Annotated in this window: 21 protein-coding genes; 13 read left to right on the top strand and 8 right to left on the bottom strand. The window is 30.3% G+C overall.

Annotation, left to right across the window (positions count from 1 at the left end):
• The first annotated feature begins 23 nt into the window (after window positions 1-23).
• Window positions 24-836, top strand: coding sequence for a glutamate racemase (gene murI / locus CF66_RS04630; protein ID WP_016503919.1), 813 nt, complete (start codon window positions 24-26; stop codon window positions 834-836).
• Here the strand turns inward: murI and CF66_RS04625 are convergent.
• Complete coding sequence (locus tag CF66_RS04625) at window positions 808-1,233, bottom strand: RNA recognition motif domain-containing protein (RefSeq protein WP_034411865.1); 426 nt, start codon at window positions 1,231-1,233, stop codon at window positions 808-810. The two genes, murI and CF66_RS04625, sit on opposite strands and share 29 nt — an antisense overlap.
• Before the next feature lie 299 nt (window positions 1,234-1,532).
• On the opposite strand from CF66_RS04625, the gene CF66_RS04620 reads away from it, so the two are divergent.
• The 3 genes from CF66_RS04620 (at window position 1,533) to CF66_RS04610 (ending at window position 4,225) form a co-directional block, all read left to right on the top strand.
• The gene (locus CF66_RS04620) at window positions 1,533-2,126 is read left to right on the top strand and encodes a YhgN family NAAT transporter (protein ID WP_016503921.1); all 594 of its coding nucleotides are present in this window, start codon (window positions 1,533-1,535) and stop codon (window positions 2,124-2,126) included.
• A gap of 421 nt (window positions 2,127-2,547) precedes the next feature.
• Window positions 2,548-3,183: a pyridoxamine 5'-phosphate oxidase gene (gene pdxH / locus CF66_RS04615; protein ID WP_016503922.1), complete on the top strand. Its 636-nt coding sequence runs from the start codon at window positions 2,548-2,550 to the stop codon at window positions 3,181-3,183.
• 124 nt (window positions 3,184-3,307) lie between these two features.
• A complete protein-coding gene (locus CF66_RS04610) occupies window positions 3,308-4,225 on the top strand; it encodes a DUF368 domain-containing protein (RefSeq protein WP_034411887.1) in 918 nt (305 codons plus the stop codon).
• Window positions 4,226-4,434: 209 nt separating this feature from the next.
• Here CF66_RS04610 and lysS read toward each other — a convergent pair whose 3' ends face one another.
• The 6 genes from lysS to mutH all read right to left on the bottom strand — a co-directional run bounded on the left by lysS (window position 4,435) and on the right by mutH (window position 10,972).
• Complete coding sequence (gene lysS / locus CF66_RS04605; RefSeq protein WP_016503924.1) at window positions 4,435-5,949, bottom strand: lysine--tRNA ligase; 1,515 nt, start codon at window positions 5,947-5,949, stop codon at window positions 4,435-4,437.
• Between the two features lie 31 nt (window positions 5,950-5,980).
• A protein-coding gene (gene prfB / locus CF66_RS04600; protein ID WP_155993939.1) for a peptide chain release factor 2 occupies window positions 5,981-7,079 on the bottom strand; the annotation gives its coding sequence in 2 pieces (ribosomal slippage) (window positions 5,981-7,003 and window positions 7,005-7,079; 1,098 coding nt in all).
• Window positions 7,080-7,139: 60 nt separating this feature from the next.
• Entirely contained in the window at window positions 7,140-8,462 is a 1,323-nt protein-coding gene (brnQ, locus tag CF66_RS04595; RefSeq protein ID WP_016503926.1) for a branched-chain amino acid transport system II carrier protein, read from the bottom strand.
• 290 nt (window positions 8,463-8,752) lie between these two features.
• Entirely contained in the window at window positions 8,753-9,655 is a 903-nt protein-coding gene (locus CF66_RS04590) for a 3'-5' exonuclease (RefSeq protein WP_016503927.1), read from the bottom strand.
• A gap of 103 nt (window positions 9,656-9,758) precedes the next feature.
• The gene (locus tag CF66_RS04585; protein ID WP_016503928.1) at window positions 9,759-10,172 is read right to left on the bottom strand and encodes a DNA polymerase III subunit psi; all 414 of its coding nucleotides are present in this window, start codon (window positions 10,170-10,172) and stop codon (window positions 9,759-9,761) included.
• Window positions 10,173-10,306: 134 nt separating this feature from the next.
• A complete protein-coding gene (gene mutH, locus CF66_RS04580; protein WP_016503929.1) occupies window positions 10,307-10,972 on the bottom strand; it encodes a DNA mismatch repair endonuclease MutH in 666 nt (221 codons plus the stop codon).
• A gap of 128 nt (window positions 10,973-11,100) precedes the next feature.
• Here mutH and rppH point away from each other — a divergent pair, with 128 nt between their 5' ends.
• The 3 genes from rppH to CF66_RS04565 all read left to right on the top strand — a co-directional run bounded on the left by rppH (window position 11,101) and on the right by CF66_RS04565 (window position 13,375).
• Entirely contained in the window at window positions 11,101-11,598 is a 498-nt protein-coding gene (gene rppH, locus CF66_RS04575; RefSeq protein WP_016503930.1) for an RNA pyrophosphohydrolase, read from the top strand.
• Between the two features lie 120 nt (window positions 11,599-11,718).
• A complete protein-coding gene (gene lgt / locus CF66_RS04570) occupies window positions 11,719-12,522 on the top strand; it encodes a prolipoprotein diacylglyceryl transferase (RefSeq protein WP_016503931.1) in 804 nt (267 codons plus the stop codon).
• A 4-nt stretch (window positions 12,523-12,526) separates the two neighbouring features.
• A complete protein-coding gene (locus tag CF66_RS04565) occupies window positions 12,527-13,375 on the top strand; it encodes a thymidylate synthase (RefSeq protein WP_016503932.1) in 849 nt (282 codons plus the stop codon).
• Between the two features lie 52 nt (window positions 13,376-13,427).
• Here the strand turns inward: CF66_RS04565 and rpsT are convergent, their stop codons facing one another.
• Window positions 13,428-13,694 carry a 30S ribosomal protein S20 gene (gene rpsT, locus CF66_RS04560; RefSeq protein WP_016503933.1) on the bottom strand — a complete coding sequence of 89 codons (267 nt, stop codon included), beginning with the start codon at window positions 13,692-13,694 and terminating at the stop codon, window positions 13,428-13,430.
• Between the two features lie 238 nt (window positions 13,695-13,932).
• Between rpsT and murJ the strand changes: the two genes are divergently transcribed.
• From murJ to CF66_RS04530, 6 genes are all read left to right on the top strand, one after another.
• Entirely contained in the window at window positions 13,933-15,495 is a 1,563-nt protein-coding gene (gene murJ, locus CF66_RS04555; RefSeq protein ID WP_034411861.1) for a murein biosynthesis integral membrane protein MurJ, read from the top strand.
• A gap of 80 nt (window positions 15,496-15,575) precedes the next feature.
• A complete protein-coding gene (gene ribF, locus CF66_RS04550; protein ID WP_016503935.1) occupies window positions 15,576-16,514 on the top strand; it encodes a bifunctional riboflavin kinase/FAD synthetase in 939 nt (312 codons plus the stop codon).
• Between the two features lie 63 nt (window positions 16,515-16,577).
• Window positions 16,578-19,418 carry an isoleucine--tRNA ligase gene (gene ileS / locus CF66_RS04545; RefSeq protein WP_034411860.1) on the top strand — a complete coding sequence of 947 codons (2,841 nt, stop codon included), beginning with the start codon at window positions 16,578-16,580 and terminating at the stop codon, window positions 19,416-19,418.
• A gap of 56 nt (window positions 19,419-19,474) precedes the next feature.
• A complete protein-coding gene (gene lspA, locus CF66_RS04540; protein WP_016503937.1) occupies window positions 19,475-19,972 on the top strand; it encodes a signal peptidase II in 498 nt (165 codons plus the stop codon).
• 49 nt (window positions 19,973-20,021) lie between these two features.
• The gene (ispH, locus tag CF66_RS04535) at window positions 20,022-20,966 is read left to right on the top strand and encodes a 4-hydroxy-3-methylbut-2-enyl diphosphate reductase (protein ID WP_034411859.1); all 945 of its coding nucleotides are present in this window, start codon (window positions 20,022-20,024) and stop codon (window positions 20,964-20,966) included.
• 112 nt (window positions 20,967-21,078) lie between these two features.
• On the top strand, window positions 21,079-21,351 hold the full coding sequence (locus tag CF66_RS04530) for a chorismate mutase (RefSeq protein ID WP_016503939.1): 273 nt from the start codon (window positions 21,079-21,081) through the stop codon (window positions 21,349-21,351).
• Window positions 21,352-21,586 lie beyond the last annotated feature (235 nt).

Below are 21,586 nucleotides of genomic sequence, written 5' to 3'. Positions count from 1 at the left end.
TATAGAAAGTTATTGGAATTTTTATGGTGATTACCTTAAAAAGTAATAAACATATTCTTATTTTTGATTCAGGTGTCGGTGGTTTATCTATTTATAAGGAAATAAAATTTATTTTACCTAATCTTACTTGTACTTATATTTTTGATAATGAAGCTTATCCTTATGGTGAATTAACACAGAATGTAGTAATCAAACGAGTTACTTCTTACGTTAGCAGTTTTATAAAAGCTTACCCTATTGATTTAGTTGTTATAGCTTGCAATACTGCAAGTACAGTAGTTCTTCCTGTATTAAGAGAAAAGTTATCGATTCCCTGTGTTGGTGTTGTACCAGCAATTAAGCCGGCATCTATTTTAACTAATAGAATAATTGGACTTATTGGTACATTGTCTACTGTTAATTGTCAATATACTAAGAATTTGGTTAACAATTTTGCAAAAAAAAACACTGTTAAAATGTTGGGTTCAACCAGATTAGTTAATGTAGTAGAAGAAAAAATTAGAGGTAAAAAGGTTAATATCAATGAATTAGCTGAAATATTGATGCCATTAATTGGGAATATTGATGTTCTTGTTCTTGGTTGTACGCATTTCTTATTAATTAAAGAAGAAATTCAACTTGTTTTTGGGGATAAAGTTATATTAGTAGATTCAGGAAAAGCTATTGCAAAAAGAGTAAGAGAACTGTTAGGTATATCAAAAGATTTAGAATTTAAAAAAGACAGGAAGGACTTAATTTACTGTAGCACACGTCCTTGGAAGCAAGATATACTGAACGATGTGCTACATGATATTGGGTTTTGCTCTGTTAGGATTCGTTTACTCCAATGTGTTTAGGATCGTTAGCAATACGCACTTTTAGGGTTCGTTGCATATAATCTATTCCATTAAGTGCATTGATCGTTTTTGTAGCATCATCAGAAGCAATAACTATAAAACCGACTCCTTTTCTTTTTCCTGTACGTTTATCTTTCATTAAACGAACAGCAAATACTTCAGCATGTTTAGAAAAAAGTTCTTTTACATTAACTTCATTTGCTTTATAGGGTAAATTTCCTACATAGAGTGTTATCGTTTCAGTATTGTTTTTGCTAGCAAATTTAAAAATACAAATAGAAGTGAAGACACCGATAATAAAAGAAATTGATGGTGGGATTGTTGTTAATTGTGAGAAAATAATTCCACCTAATATTGCTAAGGTGATGGTCATCAAGAAGAGTTTATAAGATTTCATAATTGGAATACTACATTTTTTATAAATTATGGAAAAAAAGTTCGTTACAACGAACCGGACATAAGAAAGTCTACGTGGATACTTAATATTTTCCAACATATTGATGTGATATATTTCAAATGTTCAAATTTTATTTAATAAATTTAAAGTAAAATACATGTTATTTTTTAGCAATTTGTTTATTTCAGTCTAGATGCTATATAAAAAAATAGGTAATTATATATTACTTATCATGTTTAAAATATTTATTATTATATACTATTACTTACCTATTTTAATTTTCATAGAAGGACAGTTTTATGGATATGTTATCTACAGCAACTGTGCTTTTTCTAATCATGGATCCACTTGGTAATTTACCTATTGTTTTGTCTATGCTTAAGAATTTAGACTCAGTTCGTAGACGAAAAGTATTAATTCGTGAATTATTAATTGCATTGTTTATATTAATAATATTCCTATTTTTAGGTGAGAGCATAATGACCTTTTTGCGCTTAGAACATGGAACATTAAGTATATCAGGTGGTATTATACTGTTTATTATAGCAATTAAGATGATATTTCCAGCAAGCAGTAATAATAGTGTAGTAAAGGATGAAGAGCCATTTATTGTTCCTATAGCGATTCCACTGATTGCTGGTCCTTCTGTTATTGCTGCGTTACTGTTGCTTTCCAGTCAGTATCCAGAAAGTTTACTAAGCTTGTTATGCGCGTTACTGATAGCTTGGATAGCAACTTTTTTAATTTTAATATTTCATGGTTTTTTTCACCATATTCTAGGAGAGAAAGGTTTAAAAGCCTTTGAAAAATTAATGGGATTAGTATTAGTAATGATTTCAATTCAGATGTTGATTAATGGAATTAAAAATTATGCAATTTTAGGTAGTAGCTAGAAATGATTTTTAATTTGACTCATAATCCATGCATTGTGTTAAGTAAAGTAAAGATAGGTCCTTTACGAGCTATTAGATATGAATAAGTGATACCTTTTCCTTTGAAATTTAATTTATTATACTCTATTTTAATTCGTGTTTTTTAACAAGAAATTTATTCTATATTTTATTGTAAATGAGGTACGATTTTAGATAAATAATTATAGTTTTTAATATTCATCTTGTAGTAATAAGTCGTTATAAGTATTACAAAATAATTTTTCTTACTAATGTCAATAGCATTATTGATATTTTTTTGTTGCTAAGTTCAAATAATGTTATTGTGTTGACTAATTAATCATATATAGTATTTACGATTTTATTTAATTTTTAAGGAGATACAATTCCAAACCTTGAAAAATATAGTGCACAAGGAATAGAAATGAAGTGTTTAAGTATTCGAAATGAATATGTTCGCAGTATTTTAAGACGAAGAGATTTAAATCCTGATCCTATTGAACAATTTAAATTATGGTTGCAGCAATCTATTGATGAACAAGTAATTGATTCTACAACAATGACAATTGCAACAGTTGATAAAAATAATCAACCATTTCAACGTATTGTATTGCTAAAAGGTATTGATACGAATGGTTTCGTATTTTATACGAATTTTTCTAGCCGTAAAGCTAAGCAGATTGCATTGAATAAAAAAGTAAGTTTACTATTTTTTTGGGGCAAAATGGAACGCCAAGTACATATTACTGGTATAGCAAAAAAAATGAGTTTAAAAGAGAATATAAGATATTTTTATTCACGACCAAAAGAAAACCAGATTGCTTCTCTTGTAAGTAAGCAAAGCAGTAAAATTACTTCTTATAGTATTTTAGAAAATGCTTTTCTAAAATTGAAAAAAAAATTTGATCAGGAAAATATTCCAGCCCCAAAATTTTGGGGTGGATTTAGAATTAATCCAGAAACTATTGAGTTTTGGCAAGGAGGAAAGTACAGACTTCATGACAGGTTCTTATTTTCAAGAAATAATAATCATTGGACTATTGATCGGTTAGCTCCTTAAGTTTTCTTTTACTTTATCCTATGCTAATTCCTATTTCTATCTTAGAGTAAATATATTTTTGCTTTATTTTTCAGATTAAAATTCTATAATTACAATTTAGTTAAATTAAAATAATATGAGGAAAATAAATTATTTTAGTCTTTTTTTGAAGGGTGTACTTATCGGTGCAGCTGATATTATTCCTGGAGTTTCTGGAGGTAGTATTGCTTTAATTGTCGGTGTTTATGATACTTTTCTTAAAAATATTAGATCTATCAGTTTGTGTCTTTTTTCGGCTTGTAAAAATGATGGTTTTCCTCCTTCCTGTCAGGATATTAATGTTTCTTTTCTAGTTGTTTTATTTTCCGGGATACTAACAGGTATTCTTATATTAGCGAGGTTAGTTAATTGGCTTGTACTCACTTACTCAATATTAATTTGGTCATTTTTCTTTGGACTGATTTTAGCATCAGTCTTTGTTTTGATTAAGGAAATAGAACATCTTAGCGACTTCTTTCATCCTTTATTCCTAATGTTTGGTAGTGCTGTTTCATATAGCATTACAGTATTTAAGCCAATTGAACTTTACTTTAATAACCTTATTTTATTTTTTACTGGTTTGATCTCGGTGTGTGCAATGATTTTACCAGGTATTTCCGGAGGGTTAATTTTACTTCTAATTGGGATGTATTTTCCTATTCTTGAAGCTGTTCAGTTGTTTCAATTTGATGTATTAATGATTTTTTTTTCTGGTTGTGTAGTTGGACTTCTTTCTTTTTCTCATTTAATTTACTTTTTATTAAAACGATTTAGGGATTATACATTAATATTTTTAGCAGGTTTAATGTTTGGTACATTACCTAAATTATGGCCTTGGAAAAAAACTACTTCTTGGTATACTAACTATAAGGGTGACCAGGTTCCATTGTCTCAGAATAATCTCTCTCCATTTAAGTTTGAATCCTTATTTTCTGAGTCATCTCAACTTTTTTATGCTGTGATCTTTATGTTTTTAGCTATTTTTTTCGTTTTAGGATTAAAAAAACTTTCATCTCAAGAATAGTTGACCTATCTTTATATTTTTTTTGAAGTGATTTTTAAACATTAGCTCTGGATACATTTATAGCTTTGATCTTTATGCAATAAAAAACAACGATAGTTGATTAAAAAAGATGACTTATGAATTTAAGTATCCTAATATGCATGTTTTTTCGATGCATATTTATCATTCTAATTATTAATTAGCCTCATTTATTTATTGAACTAATCTAGTTATTTTCGCATTGCTGGAAATAAAATCACATCTTTAATATTGTGAGTATCAGAAAATAACATAACTAAGCGATCAATACCTATTCCCTGACCTGCTGTAGGGGGTAGACCGTATTCTAATGCAGTAATATAATCAGCATCATAATACATTGCTTCATCATCACCCGCATTTTTTGCATAAACTTGAGACTTAAATCGAGCATTTTGATCTTCTGAATCATTTAATTCTGAGAAACCATTTGCAATCTCATGACCAGCAACAAAAAATTCAAATCGATCAGAAAAAAATGGATTTTTATCATTATGACGAGCAAGAGGAGAAATATCTGCTGGATAGTCAGTAATGAATGTTGGTTGAATAAGGTAAGGTTCTACTGTTTCAGTGAATATCTTTTCAATCAATTGACCGCAAGTAAAAAACCGTTCAATAGTAATATCTATGGATTTTGCTATTCTAAGCATTAGGTTATGATTTTGAAGATCCTTTTCTTTTAAACTTTGAATCTGAGCATGATTTATATTATAGCGCCTAATAGATTCAAACATACTCATACGGACATAAGGACCAGAAAATTCTATTTTTATATTTCCATAGCTTATTGAGGTTGAACCCAGGACTTCAAGTGAAATAGAGCTTAACATATTTTCAGTAAAGTTCATGAGTTCATTATAATCAGAATATGCTTGATAGAACTCTATCGTTGTAAATTCTGGATTATGATGTGGAGATAACCCTTCATTACGGAAATTTCTATTTATTTCAAATACTCGTTCAAACCCTCCAATAACTAATTGTTTTAGATATAATTCGGGTGCAATGCGTAGATATAAGTCACTATTTAAAGCATTGTGATGCGTAACGAATGGACGTGCTGTAGCACCACCAGGAATTGTATGCATCATTGGAGTTTCAACTTCTATATAGTTATTAGATATCATAAAGCTACGAATAGCAGCTATCAATTTAGAACGGATGATGAATACTTCACGAGATTTTTTGTTAACAATCAGATCAATATAACGATGACGGTAACGAATTTCTTGATCAGATAAACCATGGAATTTTTCTGGTAATGGATGAAGTGCTTTAGTTAATAATTCATACGTCTTGGTTTTGATATATAAATCGCCTTTTTTAGATTTATCTAGAATGCCTTTAATACCAATAATATCTCCTATATCCAATTGTTTATATCGATTTTTTAACTCTGTTTGAAGAGATTTATTTAAATATATTTGGATACATCCCGATATTTCTTGAATGACTAAAAAAGGTCCGCGTTTTGCTATAATACGACCAGCAACAGATACTGAATACTTAAGTTCCTTTAACTCCTCTTTAGTATGATTAGAGAATTGAACTTGAAGATCATTAGCGAAATTATCACGACGAAAACTATTTGGATATCCATTAGAATCACAATTCTTTCGTATATGTTGTAGTTTCTTACGTCGTTCTTTAGTTAATGTACTTTCTTCTTTGGTATGCTGCTTATGTTGAATCGAATCTATCATAATATTTATGTACATCTCATAGTAATAATACTTACAATCCAGCTTTCAGGCTTGTTTCAATGAATTTATCTAAATCACCATTAAGAATAGCTTGTGTATTACGGCATTCTAAACCTGTACGAAGATCCTTGATTCGTGAATTATCTAGTATATAAGAACGAATCTGATTTCCCCATCCAATATTTGATTTGATTTCTTCATCAGCTTGCTTTTTAGCATTTTGCTTTTGTTTTTCTAGTTTAAATAGTTTAGAACGTAATTGTTTTATCGCTTGATCTTTGTTTTTATGTTGGGAACGCTCATTTTGACATTGTACCACTATGTTTGTTGGTAGATGAGTAATTCGAACAGCAGATTCTGTGGTATTTACATGTTGTCCTCCTGCTCCTGATGCTCGATAGACATCGATTCGTAGATCAGACAGTTTAAGATTAACTTCAATATTGTTGTCAATATCTGGATAAACAAAAGCAGATGCAAAGGAAGTATGACGTCGGTGATTTGCATCAAATGGTGATTTCCTCACCAGTCGATGGATACCAGTTTCAGTTCGGAGCCAGCCATAAGCGTATTCACCAAAAATGCGAAGAGTAGCACTTTTTAGTCCAGTGATTTCCCCTTCAGATGCCTCTATTATTTCTATTTTAAAACCTTTTGTTTCTGCCCAGCGTGAATACATCCTAAGTATCATCGAAGCCCAATCTTGTGCCTCTGTTCCACCAGAACCTGATTGTATATCCATGTAACAGTTTAAAGAATCATACTCAAGAGAAAACATTCGACGAAATTCTAGTTTTTTTAATTGAATATTAAGTTGATCAAGTTCAAATGTAATTTCCTCTAATATTTCTTGATCTTGTTCATCAATAGATAATTGAAATAAAGTGAAAAGGTCCTGAATATTTTGATCAAGTGATTCAATTGTTGTAACTACTATTTCTAATGAAGAACGCTTTTTAGCTAAAATTTTTGAATAATCAGATTTTTGCCAAACATTAAGACACTGAAGTTCTTTATTAATCTCTTTTAAATTTCTTTTTTTAGTTTCATAGTCAAAGATACCTCCTCATAATATTAGTTCGTTCAGAGAGATTTTGAAGACGATTTTTAATTTGATTAATTAGAACCATAATTCCTCAGTGGTATGAAATTTAAATGAATAGCAAAATAACTATAAATAAAAAATCAATCTATTTTGTAATACTTTTCAGACTTCGTTTACTTTTGATATAGAATTCAATTAGAAACATGCTAATTATTGTTATTGTTGTTGGTAATAACCAGGTCATTCCAACTTCGAAAAAAGGAAATGATTTAAATATTTCAATGTCAAAACCAGCTATTTTTATTGAATCAACAATGGAAAATATAAGTGCAACGAAGGTAACTACACGGTAAACTATTTTAGGATGTAGTAATTTCTTACGTAAAAATGCAAGAGTAACAAGAGCGATTAGTACTGGATACAGTGTGAAAAGAACAGGGGTTGATAATGTAATTAAATTAGAAAGGCCTATGTTAGCTACCACTGAACAAGCAATGCCGTTAATAATGACCCATTTTTTATATGAAATGGAGGTTAGTGAACTAAAGTAATCAGAACAGGATGAAACCAAACCAATAGCGGTAGTTAAGCAGGCTAGAAATACAACTAATGAAAGTGCTATTTGCCCATAAGAGCCAAATAACGCTTTAACATATAAGGATAATATTACAGCACCATTATCAGGATTAGATATTAAATATGAACTAGTAGAACCTAAATAAAATAGTGATACATAGACAAATGTAAGACCAAAAGCAGCAATTAATGCTGAAATGATTAAATACTTAGCTAATGAATTAGGTTGATTGATTCCTTTATTACGTAAAGCATCAACAAGTAGTACTCCAAACATTAAAGCAGCAAATGTATCCATGGTATTATAACCCTCTAGGAAGCCTTTTTGCAGAGCATGTGTTAAATATTCACCTTGTGCAGGGATGATTTCACCTTGAGGATTTAGCATTACTGCTATTGCTAGTATAATTAAACTTATCAAAAGTATAGGCGTTAGTAGATTGCCAATAATATTAATTAAATTTCCTCTAGACCAAGCAAATAGTGTAGTAATTGCAAAAAAGATAAAGGAAAATAGAGCTAAGTTTAACTCATCTTGTGTATTAGTTAAAAAAGGCTTAACAAGCATTTCATAAGCTACAAGACCAGTTCGAGGAGCTGCAACAGCAGGTCCAATAATAACAAACATTGAAACAGAAATGATTAGCGCCACACATTTTGGAAGATCTTGAGAAACATCTTTCCAGGAACCACCTCTTATTGCGAGAGCAATAAGAGTTATAATAGGTAGTCCAACAGCTGTTATTAAAAATCCAAAGGTAGATAAAAGTACTTTATCACCAGACAGATGACCAGATAATGGAGGAAATATAATATTTCCAGCTCCCAGGAAAAATGCGAATAACATAAATCCTAGTGAAACAATATCTGTCAGTTTCAAAGTTTGTTTCACAGCTAATCCTTATAATTTATAAATTCTATTTAATTAAATAAGCCCAAAAATAAGCGCATATTTTGTATACCGGATGATAATGAATCAATCCTTTTAATTTATCTGAAAAAAGTAAAATAACATATTTTTTAAATAAAACGCAAAATTAAACGCAAAATTAGATGCATAAAACTATATCTATTTTAGATTACGATATTTAATTTTTAGTTTTTTTTGATGTGTTTATCAATATCTTTTTTTGTTGCATAAAAAACTATTAGTTCGAATATAAACAATAATAAAATTGCTTGCTAATCTTTAAAGCGATTTCTAGAATTTTTATATTCATAATGCGCGTGCTTTGAACCAAGATTATATAGTCTATCTAGATATTTTTTTTCTTTTATTAGTTCTTTTTCAGGAATTTCACGATACCAATGATTTTTTATTTTATTGATTCGAGTATTCCAACGATATCCTCGTTCTTTAAGAGAGTCTTTTACAGAAAAAGGAGCACCAAATGCTCGAACTACAATCGTTTTTTGTTTTGATTTGGAAAGCAAATTTAACAGAGATTCTGGCAATAAATGAAATAACCAAACCATAGATAAACAATCATTAACTGCTCTATGACCGTCATAGAACCAGCCAAGACGTAGTAATAAGTGCTCTAATTTATAACTTTCAAATCCTAAAGTTTTCCAATCAACTTCATTAGCTGAACAAGCCCATGAAAAATTTTTTAATTTTGTAAAGCGCTTTTCAAAGAATGGACGATCAAATTGAGCATTATGAGCTACTATCATCGGGTCATTGTCCAGCCAACTAGCCACTAATTGATCATCAATAAATTTTCCATGCAGCATTTCATCTGTAATTCCTGTCAACCGTTTGACAAATTTAGAAAGAGGATTAGTAGGTTCTTCATAGAGGTTTATAACATCCAAAATAGACACAATGCAACCTTGTGATGGACTATACAAACTTCTTACCATACCCAACTCAATTATAGTATCATTTTTTTCAGAAAGACCAGTAGTTTCTGTATCTAAAAAAACAATAGGTAATTCATCTCCAATTGGTGACGATAGCTGTAATGGCCAAGTTTGTTCTGCTTTAGTTAAAGAAATACGTTCAATTAGTTGAAAATCATCAGGTCGAGTTAAGATTTCTGTAATTCGCTCTAAAGGAAATATTGCACGTTCTTTTTTCATTTTAATGATCTATTTTTTGGATTATTTTTTCTGATTGATATAAGGTTGCCAGGTTAATATTATCAAGAAAAACATTATATGAGTAATTATTACTTTCTTAGAATTATTTAAGAGAACAAATTTGTTGCCAAAGTAAATAGCGTTCTTTCTTATTACCAATGATTTTTTCTAATAAAGGTGAAACTAAAGATTTCTTTATAGTGTTTCTAATAGGCGGATGGCCAGCAAACCAAATCCATTTTAGTTGGTTTGCTTCGATATAATTAAAATATTCTGGTAAAACATGACAAGCTTCTGATGGATTTAATTGCATGCTTTTTAATACATTTTCAAATAGTTTAGCTGTTTCATTTTCAGGATAAACTGGAGATACTAATAGAAAATTAAAATAAGACGGCAAGGTAATTTGATTTAATTGATAGCCAGATAATTTTTCAGGATGTGCCAAAATCCATTGAGTAATGCCCATTTCTTTTAGGTAATTAAAATAATTGCTTGATGAAGTATTTTTTTTCATCGTTTAAAAAAACTAGTATATGGTACTGGTAAAAATAATAAGTGTATACTAACAGTATATGCTTTGTTTAGTTTGTAATTATAACATTTGCTTTAGTTATTTGTTATAAATATGAATATTGTATCATTTTGTTCTTAGATAAAATGCGATTGCAATATACTAGCAGTAAAGCAGGTTCTCAAATAGAAACCTCTAGGAAATGTTTTGATTAATTTTCCATCAGTACCGTAAGCATTGGTACGTACTTGGCTATTTGCTGCTTTTGGTCGCAGTTGTAATACTTCGCCATGTCGAGCAGTTATTTGTTCTATTTGACCTAAAGCAATCATGTCAATAATTTCTTCCCAATCAGTTTTTAGTTGTAATTCTTGTGTTTTTGAAGGAGACCAAAGTATTGGATATCCTATTAAACGTTTGGATAATGGTATTTCGCGTTTACCTTCAACTGGAATCCATAGAATTCGTGATATTTTTTTCCGAAGATAGCTTTGTTCCCAGCTAAGTTCATGTACTTGAACTAAAGGCGCGATACATATAGAGGTTGTTTCTAAAGGTTGGCCTTTATGTCCTATAGGTATGCTTTTAAGTTCAATTCCTAGATGTTCAAAATCTTGTTTTGGTTTATTTCTCGAACAAGCACCTAAATGCCATTCTAAAAGTTGACCTATCCATCCTTTATCTTTAATTAAGTTTGATGGTACTAGCATATTTGCTTCAATCGCGAGCTCCAAGACAGTAAATCCAGCTATATTTCTTGCCCTTTCAAATAATTCTTCTTCAGATTTTGGAGTTGTTTTCATAATATAATTATATCAATAGAGGGTAGGGAAATTATAATAATAAACAATAGATTTTTTATAGATTTACTCCTATTTTTTAAGATAGCAGATAAATTATTTCAGTTGTAATTTTATTTGAGGTTTGTTTAGTGATAGACAATAATGGTTACCGCTTAAATGTAGGAATTGTAATTTATAATAATCATAGCCAGGTTTGCTGGGCTAAAAGATATAAGCAACATTCGTGGCAGTTTCCTCAAGGTGGAATTCATAAAGGAGAAACTGCTGAACAGGCAATGTATAGAGAACTTTATGAGGAGCTAGGATTAAAAAAAAGAGATGTAAAAATTGTAGCAAGTAGTCGTTATTGGTTACGATATAAACTACCAAAAAGATTGGTAAGATGGAATTCAAAACCTATTTGTATTGGACAAAAACAAAAATGGTTTTTGTTAATTCTCGATTGTGATGAATCACGCATTAATATGCAACTGGGAAATGTTCCTGAATTTGATGGTTGGAGATGGGTAAGTTATTGGTATCCAGTAAGGCAGGTAGTTTCTTTTAAACGAGATGTATATCGACGTGCAATGAAAGAATTTTCTAGAATAGCAATGCCTTTTAAAAATAAAAAATACAGTAATTGATAAGAATTTTAATAACTTGATGCTAGTGCTTTAGATTTTTTTAAAAATACTTTACATTAAGTGCTCTTTTATAAGCTATTTTTAAATTATTACTGCCCAGTAGTAAAGGAAAATTCTTTAATGTATGAAAGTTTTTTAGTATTTCCTAATCTTGACCCTATATTATTTTCTCTTGGTCCATTTTCGATACGTTGGTATGGATTAATGTACCTAGTTGGTTTTATATTTGCTATCTGCTTTGCTAAATATCGTGTACGTTGCTTAGATATCGATTGGACTTCTGATCAAATATCTGATCTATTGTTTATTAGTTTTATTTCAGCTATTTTAGGGGGTCGTATTGGTTATGTTCTATTTTATAAATTTAATTTCTTTCTTAATAATCCTTTATACATTTTTAAAATATGGATGGGAGGAATGTCTTTTCATGGTGGTTTATTAGGAGTTATTAGTGCAATATTTTGGTATTCTAAAAAAAATAAATGTAATTTTTGGAGTGTAGCAGATTTTGTTGCTCCACTAGTTCCATTTGGTTTAGGAATGGGCCGTATCGGTAATTTTATTAATAGTGAGTTGTGGGGAAGAGTAACTGACGTACCTTGGGCTATTATTTTTCCCAATGGAGGCAATCTCCCTCGCCATCCTTCTCAATTATATGAATTTTTTCTTGAGGGTTTAGTATTATTTTTAATAATCAATTGGTTTACTAAAAAAACACCTCCTGTGGGTTCTGTATCAGGATTATTTTTAGTAGGATATGCTACATTTCGATTTTTTATTGAATATTTTCGTGAACCTGATGAACATTTAGGTTTATTTTTTGGATATACTACAATGGGACAGATTTTATCTTTACCTATGTTTATTATTGGGATATTAATAATATTGTATTCTTATATATTTTTTAGAAAGCAACAGGTTTAATTAAGTGAAACAGTACTTAGAGCTATGTCAACGTATTGTTGATAATGGTGTTTGGATTATAAATAAACGTACAGGGAAACGTTGTCTTACTGTCATAAATGCAGATCTTAGTTATGATGTAGCTAATAATCAATTCCCTCTTGTAACTACTCGAAGAGGTTTTTGGAAACCAGCAATCGCTGAATTAATTGGGTATATCCGTGGTTATGATAATGCAGAAGATTTTCGAAAATTAGGCACTAAAACTTGGGATGCTAATGCAAATTTAAATAAAGTGTGGTTAAATAGTCCATATCGCAAGGGAAAAGATGATATGGGTAGGGTATACGGTGTACAAGGACGTAGATGGAAGTATGATGGTGGTTATATTGATCAGATGCGAAATATAGTGAATGATTTATTGCTAGGAATTGATGATCGTGGAGAGATTCTTTCTTTTTATAATCCTGGTGAATTCCACATGGGATGTTTAAGGCCTTGCATGTATAGTCACCATTTTTCATTATTGGGTAATACTTTACATTTAAATAGCACACAACGTTCATGCGATGTCCCAATTGGATTAACATTCAATATGGTCCAGGTATATGCTTTTTTAAAGATTATAGCAAAAATTACTAATAAAAAGGCAGGTATGGCATATCATAAAATTGTAAATGCTCACATATATGAAGATCAACTAAAATTAATGAAAGAAATTCAATTGAAGCGTATACCCCTAAAACCTGCAACTTTTCACATTAACCAAGATATCAATTCCCTAGAAGATCTAGAAACTTGGGTAACATTAGATGACTTTTGGATTAAAGACTATAAGAGTTATGGACCGATCAAATACCCCTTCTCTGTTTGAAAAGAAACTGTCTAATTAATTATTAATAATGGACTTTTTAGTATAGAAATAATTATACTGCCATTAATTTAACTGCAGCTGAAAAACGTGATTTATGACGAGCAGCCTTATTTTTATGAATAAGACCCTTAGTAGCCATTCGATCTAATATAGGGATTACCTTAGAAAGTGCAATTTCTGCAGCTTCCTTATTGCCAGTCTTAATAGCAGCAGTAGTTTTTTTAATATGAGTACGCATAAAAGAACGGCGGCTTGCATTATGGCGACGATGCTTTTCAGATTGAATTGCACGTTTTTTAGCAGATTTATTATTTGCCAATGTATTAAACTCCAAAAAAAACTAGTTTAGGGATAAAATATAAAAATGATTTTAATCAATCCTTTTTATCAAACATATTCCAGAGAACTATTCTAACTCCTAGTAGTAGGATAAGCCATCTAGAAATCAACATCCGATCATTATATCAGTATTTTAATGTTAGTACTAATACTTTATTTTTTTATCATTACATCTATCAGAAAACATAGAATAAAATAAATTTTTATTGAGGTTTACTATGAGCAAACATCTTTTAAAATCTGGAATTATAGTTAGTACAATGACTTTAATTTCCCGTATATTAGGAGTTATGCGTGATATAGTGATAGCTAGTTTAGTTGGATCTAGTATGAATGCAGATGTATTTTTTTTTGCTAATAAAATTCCTAACTTTTTACGTCGTTTATTTGCAGAAGGAGCTTTTTCACAAGCTTTTATCCCTATTTTAACTGAATACTATAAATATAATAATATAAAAAAAACTCGTGAATTAATTTCAGTAACATCCGGAACATTAGGCTTAATTGTTTTAATCGTTACGATTTTTGGAGTCTTAGGATCTAGCATATTAACGGCTTTATTTGGAATAGGTTGGTTTATAGATTGGCTAACTGATGGTCCTGAAGCTAAAAAATTCGAATTAGCAAATTGTATGCTCAAAATTACTTTTCCTTATCTATGGTTTATTACCTTCGTTGCTTTATCTGGAGCTATTCTTAATACTATGGGGAAATTTTCTGTTTCTGCTTTTACTCCAGTTTTTTTAAATGTTATTCTTATAGGATTTGCATGGTTTGTTTCCCCAAATATGGATCAACCTGAAATTGGTTTGGCAATTGGGATATTTTGTGGTGGACTTTTCCAGTGTTTATTTCAACTTCCTTTTCTTATAAAAGAAAAATTACTTGTTAAACCTAAATGGAATTGGAACTATCCAGGTTTAATCCAGATTAGGACTTTAATGATTCCGGCTTTATTTGGAGTATCTGTAAGTCAAATAAATTTATTGTTTGATACTTTAATTGCAAGTTTTTTATCTACCGGGTCAATTAGTTGGATGTATTATGCAAATCGTTTATTTGAATTTCCATTAGGATTATTTGGTGTTGCTATTGCAACAATTATTTTGCCTACTTTATCGAGAAGTTATCTAAACTCTCAAAGTAAAATCTTTACTAGTACGGTAGATTGGGGAGTTCGAATGGTAACTTTGTTTGGTGTTCCTGCTATGTTAGGATTAATGGTTCTTTCTAAGCCTTTGTTAATTGTTTTATTTATGCGCGGAGAATTTACTTTAAATGATGTTCATAATACATCTCTATCACTATTAGCATATTCATCTGGTTTAATTAATTGTATGTTAATTAAAGTATTTGCTTCTGGATATTATAGTAGGCAGAATACTAGAGCACCAGTAAAGTACGGTATAATATCTATGTTGTTCAATATTATATTAAATTTGATACTTTCTTGGTTTTATGGTTATTTAGGATTAGCAATTTCTACTGCTTTATCCGCTTTTGTCAATATGTTTCTTTTATATAAAGGATTATATCTGCAAGGTGTTTACCAATTAACAAAACAAACTGTATTCTTAATTTGTAAGATAATCTTGGCTAGCTGTTTTATGGGAATAATACTATTTTATCAACTTGATGATATATCAATTTGGTTAACTTTACATATTTTTGATAGAGTAGTTAGTTTATGTATATTGATAATATTAGGTATTTTTTCTTACTTAGTAAGTATTTTTTTTCTTGGTATACGCTTGAAAGATTTTAAAAGTATAACAACTTAAAAAATTGATAGAATGTATAATTAGCCTGTATTTATGTTGCGCTATTGCTATAATGCTAAACTGAAATAGTAAGGTTTTTAATGGAACTAATCCGAGGTATTAAAAATATTAAAGTGCAACATAAAAGTTGCGTATTAACCATAGGTAATTTTGATGGTGTCCATTTGGGACATCGTTATGTTCTAAATCAATTAGTTAAGCATGCAAAAATTTTAAACTTACCTTCAATTGTAATGATTTTTGAGCCTCAACCATTAGAATTTTTCTCTGAAAATCAATCCCCTGCTCGATTAACTCGATTTCGAGATAAGTTTATTCAATTGAGTAAATTTGGGTTGGATTATGTATTGTGTATACATTTTAATAAATATTTTGCAAATTTGTCAGCGGAATCCTTTATCCTTGATTTTTTAGTTTCTAGGTTAGATGTTAAACTTTTAATTTTAGGCGATGATTTCTGTTTTGGCAGAGATCGGATGGGAAATTTTTCCATGCTTAAAAAAGCAGGAGAAAATCATGCTTTTCAGGTTATTAGCACTAAAAGTTTTCATTTTAAATATTCTCGAATCAGTAGCACTTCCATTCGTTCTGCTTTAGCACATGGTAAGCTCAGTCAGGCTAGTCAAATGCTTGGAAGAAAATATAGCATTAGTGGACGTGTTTCTCATGGCCAAAAGTTAGGTCGTACTATTGGTTTTCCTACAGCTAATATTCCATTAAAACGTTTTGTAGTTCCTATTTCTGGTGTTTATGTTGTACATGTTTTAGGTTTACGAAAACAAAGTGTTAATGGTGTTGCTAATATAGGAAATAGACCAACTATTAATGCTCTTTCCCGGCAATTAGAAGTACATATATTTGATTTTTATGACGATTTTTATGGTAATTACTTAGAAGTGTTTTTTTTACATAAGATCAGAAATGAACAAAAATTTAGTTCATTTAAATTGCTTAAAAAACAAATAGAATTAGATGCTAAATTAGCTAGAAGTTGGTTTTTTAGCCACTTAACAAGTTAGTTAATTTATTTATTTTGATCAATTGATGTCATTTTTATAATTTTTGACAACGGATTAGGATTAATGAGTAATTATAAAGATACCTTGAATTTACCCAAAACAAGGTTTGCAATGCGTGGAAATCTTGCTAATCGTGAACCAGAAATGCTAAAACGTTGGAATGAAAAAGATCTTTATTCTGAAATTCGTAAAGCGAAAAAAGGGAAAAAATCTTTTATATTGCATGATGGTCCTCCTTATGCTAATGGCGATATTCATGTCGGTCATGCTCTTAATAAGATTCTTAAAGATATTATTATTAAGTCTAAAACTCTTTCTGGTTTTGATGCCCCATATATTCCTGGTTGGGATTGTCATGGTTTACCAATTGAATTATTTGTAGAAAAAAAATTAAAAAAGTTAGGTAAAAAAATAACTTCAGCTGAATTTCGTAAACAATGTCGTCAATATGCATCTGATCAAATTAATGTGCAAAAAAATAGTTTTAAGCGTCTTGGTATTCTAGGAGATTGGGATAATCCATATAAAACAATGGATTTTTCCACTGAAGCAAATATAATTCGTGCATTAGGGAAAATTTCTAAAAACGGTCATGTATTAAAAGGATTTAAACCAGTTCTTTGGTGTACAAGTTGTCGTTCAGCTCTTGCTGAAGCAGAAGTAGAGTATAAAAATAAAGTATCCTCTTCTGTATATGTTAAATTTTTGGCAGAAAATGAAGAAAAGCTAATTAAAAAGTTTTCTTTAATAAGACATCATTCTGGTCGAGGTAATATTTCAATTGTTATATGGACGACTACTTTATGGACATTACCAGCAAATCGAGCAGTTTGTTTGTGTGCTGAGATAGAATATTCCCTTATTCAAATTGAAGCATATAAAACGCACCCAGCACAGCGTCTCATTATCGCTTCTGAGCTTTTAATAGAAGTAATGAAGCATTCTAATATCAAACATTTTTATACTCTTGGTATTGTTAAGGGAGAGAGTTTAAAATTTTTTAAGTTTAAGCATCCATTTTATAATTTTACTGTTCCTGTTGTATTTGGGAATCATGTCACAATTGATTCGGGTACAGGTATTGTCCATACAGCTCCAGGCCATGGTCAAGAAGACTTTATTGTTGCAAAAAATTATAATTTAGAAATTTCAAATCCAGTAGGTTCAGATGGTATTTACTTGCCTGATACTGAGTTATTGGCTGGTCATCATATTTTTAAATCAGATAATGTAATTCTCGATATACTAGAAAAACATAACGCACTATTGAGTTATTCTCCTCATAAGCATAGTTATCCACATTGTTGGCGTCATAATACACCAATTATTTTTCGGGCAACTAAGCAATGGTTTATTTCAATGGATAAAACTAGCTTGCGTGAAAAAATGCTCCAAGAAATTAAAAATGTTCATTGGTTACCTAAATGGGGAGAAAATCGTATTGCAGGAATGATTGAAGAGCGCCCGGAGTGGTGTATTTCTCGTCAACGTATTTGGGGAGTTCCAATTGCTTTTTTTGTTCATAAAGAGACAGAAGAGCTCCATCCAAATACTTCTTATTTTATAGAACAAATTGCAAAATTAGTTGAAAAAAATGGTATTCAAGCGTGGTGGGATCTTGATACTTCAGATTTTTTAACTGTTAACGATGCAAAGAATTATGAAAAAACATTTGATACATTGGATGTTTGGTTTGATTCAGGGGTAACACATTATTCTATTATTGATATTCGTGAAGGATATGATAGAAAGAAAGCAGATCTTTATTTAGAAGGTTCTGATCAACATCGTGGTTGGTTCCAATCTTCTTTAATTTCATCACTCGCTATGAAAAATAAAGCTCCATATAAGGCTGTTTTAACTCATGGTTTTGTTGTAGATAACCATGGACGTAAAATGTCTAAATCTCTTGGCAACGTTGTTTCTCCTAAAGATATGATTAATAAGTTAGGTGCCGATATTCTTCGTTTATGGGTTGCGTCAACAGATTATACTGGTTTAGTAACTATTTCTAATGAAATTTTAAAGCAATCTTCCGATACCTATCGTCGTATTCGTAATACGGCCCGGTTTTTTTTAGCTAACTTAAATGGTTTTAATCCTGAAACAGATTTAATTTCTTCAGGTAATATGGTTGCACTTGATCGTTGGGCTGTTGCACGAGTATTTGCTTCACAAAAAGAGATTATTAAAGCTTATGATAAGTATGATATTCATAGGGTCACTCAATGTTTAATGCATTTTTGTTCTATTGAAATGGGTTCATTTTATTTAGATATCATTAAAGATCGTCAATATACTGCAAAAAGTGGAGGACATGCTCAAAGAAGTTGTCAAACTACACTGTATTATGCTGTAGAAGCACTCGTTCGTTGGATAGCACCAATCATGTCATTCACGGCTGATGAAATTTGGAATGAAATGCCTGGTGTACGTGATAAGTTTGTTTTTACTGGTGAATGGTATGAAAAGTTATTTGATCTTTCAGAAGAAGAAGAATTAAATCACGATTTTTGGGATGAAATTCAGATAGTTCGTTCAGAGGTAAATAAACTGTTAGAGGATGCTCGTAGAAAGAAAATTATTGGTAGTGCATTGCAAGCAGAAATTACCTTATATACTGATGATTCGTTAGCTAATAGGCTTAATAAACTTAAAAGTGAGTTACGTTTTGTTTTATTAACATCTAAAGCTAAAGTAAAAAATATTGCTGAAAAAACTGATACTGCTCAAGCAACAGAAGTTGCTAATTTATTTATTAAAGTAGTTAGAACAAAAGCTAAAAAATGTGATCGATGTTGGCATTATGTATCTGATGTTGGTAGCGTAAAAGGATATGAGAAAATATGTGTTCGCTGTATATCTAATATGCATGGTAAAGGAGAAATTCGTCGATTTGCCTGATTAAGACTTTATCATTAAAGGTGAAAGTTTTAATTAGAATATTTTTGGAGGAAAGGATGAATCAAGGAAGATTTAGACGAAAACAGTCTGGTATTTCCTGGTTATGTTTGTCAATTTTAGTATTTCTGGTTGATATTAGTATTAAATTTTTTATCATGGATAATATGGGATATGGTTGGGAAAATCGTGTTGAGATTTTCCCATTTTTTGATTTTCTTTATATTCATAATTATGGTGCTGCATTTGGTTTTTTAAGTGATCAAAATGGTTGGCAGCGTTGGTTATTTATTGGTAGTGCTTTAATAATAATAATCATATTAATTTATTGGGTAGTTTTTTTTAATCAAAGCAAATGGAATAATATTGCTTATTCATTAATTATTGGCGGTGCATTAGGTAATTTGTTAGATCGCTGTATTCATGGTTTTGTAGTGGATTACCTTTATTTTTATTTAGGAAATTACCATTGGCCAGCATTTAATTTTGCTGATTCATGCATTTTTATTGGTGTTATTATAATAATTTTATTAGATTCTTTTAAGAAAAGTTATTAGTTACCTTACTATTAAGTTAATTCTCTTTTAAGAAAGGAGAATCATTTAAATGAAAATTGTGTTAGCTAATCCGCGTGGATTTTGTGCTGGCGTTGAGCGCGCTGTTAATATAGTTAAATGTGCGTTGGAGATATATCAGGCCCCAGTTTATGTTCGTCATGAGATAGTTCACAATCGTTTTGTGGTAGATGATTTAAAACAGCGTGGTGCTATTTTTGTTGAAGAGTTGAACGAAGTACCTAATAACAGTGTCGTCGTTTTCTCAGCTCATGGTGTTTCAAAGACAGTACGTAAGAAAGCAAAAGAACAATCGTTAACAGTATTTGATGCCACTTGTCCATTAGTAAAAAAGGTTCATATGGAAGTTGCTCGTGCAAGCCGTAAACATATGGAGATTGTATTAATTGGACACTCTGGTCATCCTGAAGTTCAGGGTACGATGGGTCACTATACTAGTCATATTGGTGGTATATATTTGATAGAAGTACTTTCAGATATAAAAAAGTTCTTAAAGAGTAAGATAAAAGATCCAAATAATCTTTGCTATGTTACTCAAACTACTTTATCTGTAAATGAAACGAAAGAGATTATTAATGAATTAAATCGTATTTTTCCAAATATTCAAGGCCCTAAAAAGGATGATATTTGTTATGCTACTCAGAATCGGCAAGATGCTGTACATAAGCTTGCTAGTTACACTGATTTAGTTATTGTTGTTGGTTCTAACAATTCTTCTAATTCTACTCGTCTTAAAGAAATTGCGGAAAATTTGGGTATACCTAGTTATTTAGTTGATTGTCCAGAAAATATTAAATTAGAATGGCTTAAAGGTAAACTTAAAGTTGGGGTTACAGCTGGAGCTTCTGCACCTCAGGAATTAGTAGACCAAATTGTTGAACGTATTAAAATCTCAGGAGAATTTGTTACTGAACAACTTTCAGGTTGTAAAGAAACTGTATTTTTTGAATTACCTAAAGAATTGGAACCCCGATAATTTAAATGATAGCAAATAGCCTGTCTTCTTTATCGTTGATATTTGTTTTGACATTCGTAAATTATGTGTTTACTTTTTATTTTTAAGTATAGCTATTGCATAAGGAATTATTATGATTGTTGAACTAAACAAATTGCGTAATCAAATAGATACCATTGATCAACAAGTTTTGAATTTGCTTTCAAAACGTTTTTTTTTGGTAAAAAAGATCTGTAGATTTAAGCATAAATACGGATTACCATTTTATTCACCAGATAGAGAAGCATTTATTCTTAAAGAACGTTCTGATGAAGCAATAAAACTAGGTCTTTCTCCTCAATTTATTCGAGATATTCTTTCTCAGATTATAAATGAGTCTATGCGTTGTATCTCACGTAAAGAGTGAATTATTTTTTTACATCTTCTAAAGATGATTAAATAGTTGATCTTTCTGAATCTTTCCATTACTGCTAAATTCGTTTTATTAACTAATGAATTGTTAGGTGCTACTTATTATAAAAGTACAATCAAGAAGAATTGACTATGAGTCAACTTTTTGAAAGGTACTATCGATAAATTTTTCAAATTAGTTCCCAAAATTAATTGTAGATGGACTCTTTACGTTACCTAATAGTAATAAT

It is taken from the genome of Candidatus Photodesmus anomalopis, from assembly GCF_000731785.2.
In the GTDB taxonomy this organism is placed as follows: domain Bacteria; phylum Pseudomonadota; class Gammaproteobacteria; order Enterobacterales; family Vibrionaceae; genus Vibrio; species Vibrio anomalopis.
The sequence above is the reverse complement of the archived record's forward strand: the minus strand, read 5'-3'. Positions and strand labels throughout refer to the sequence as shown.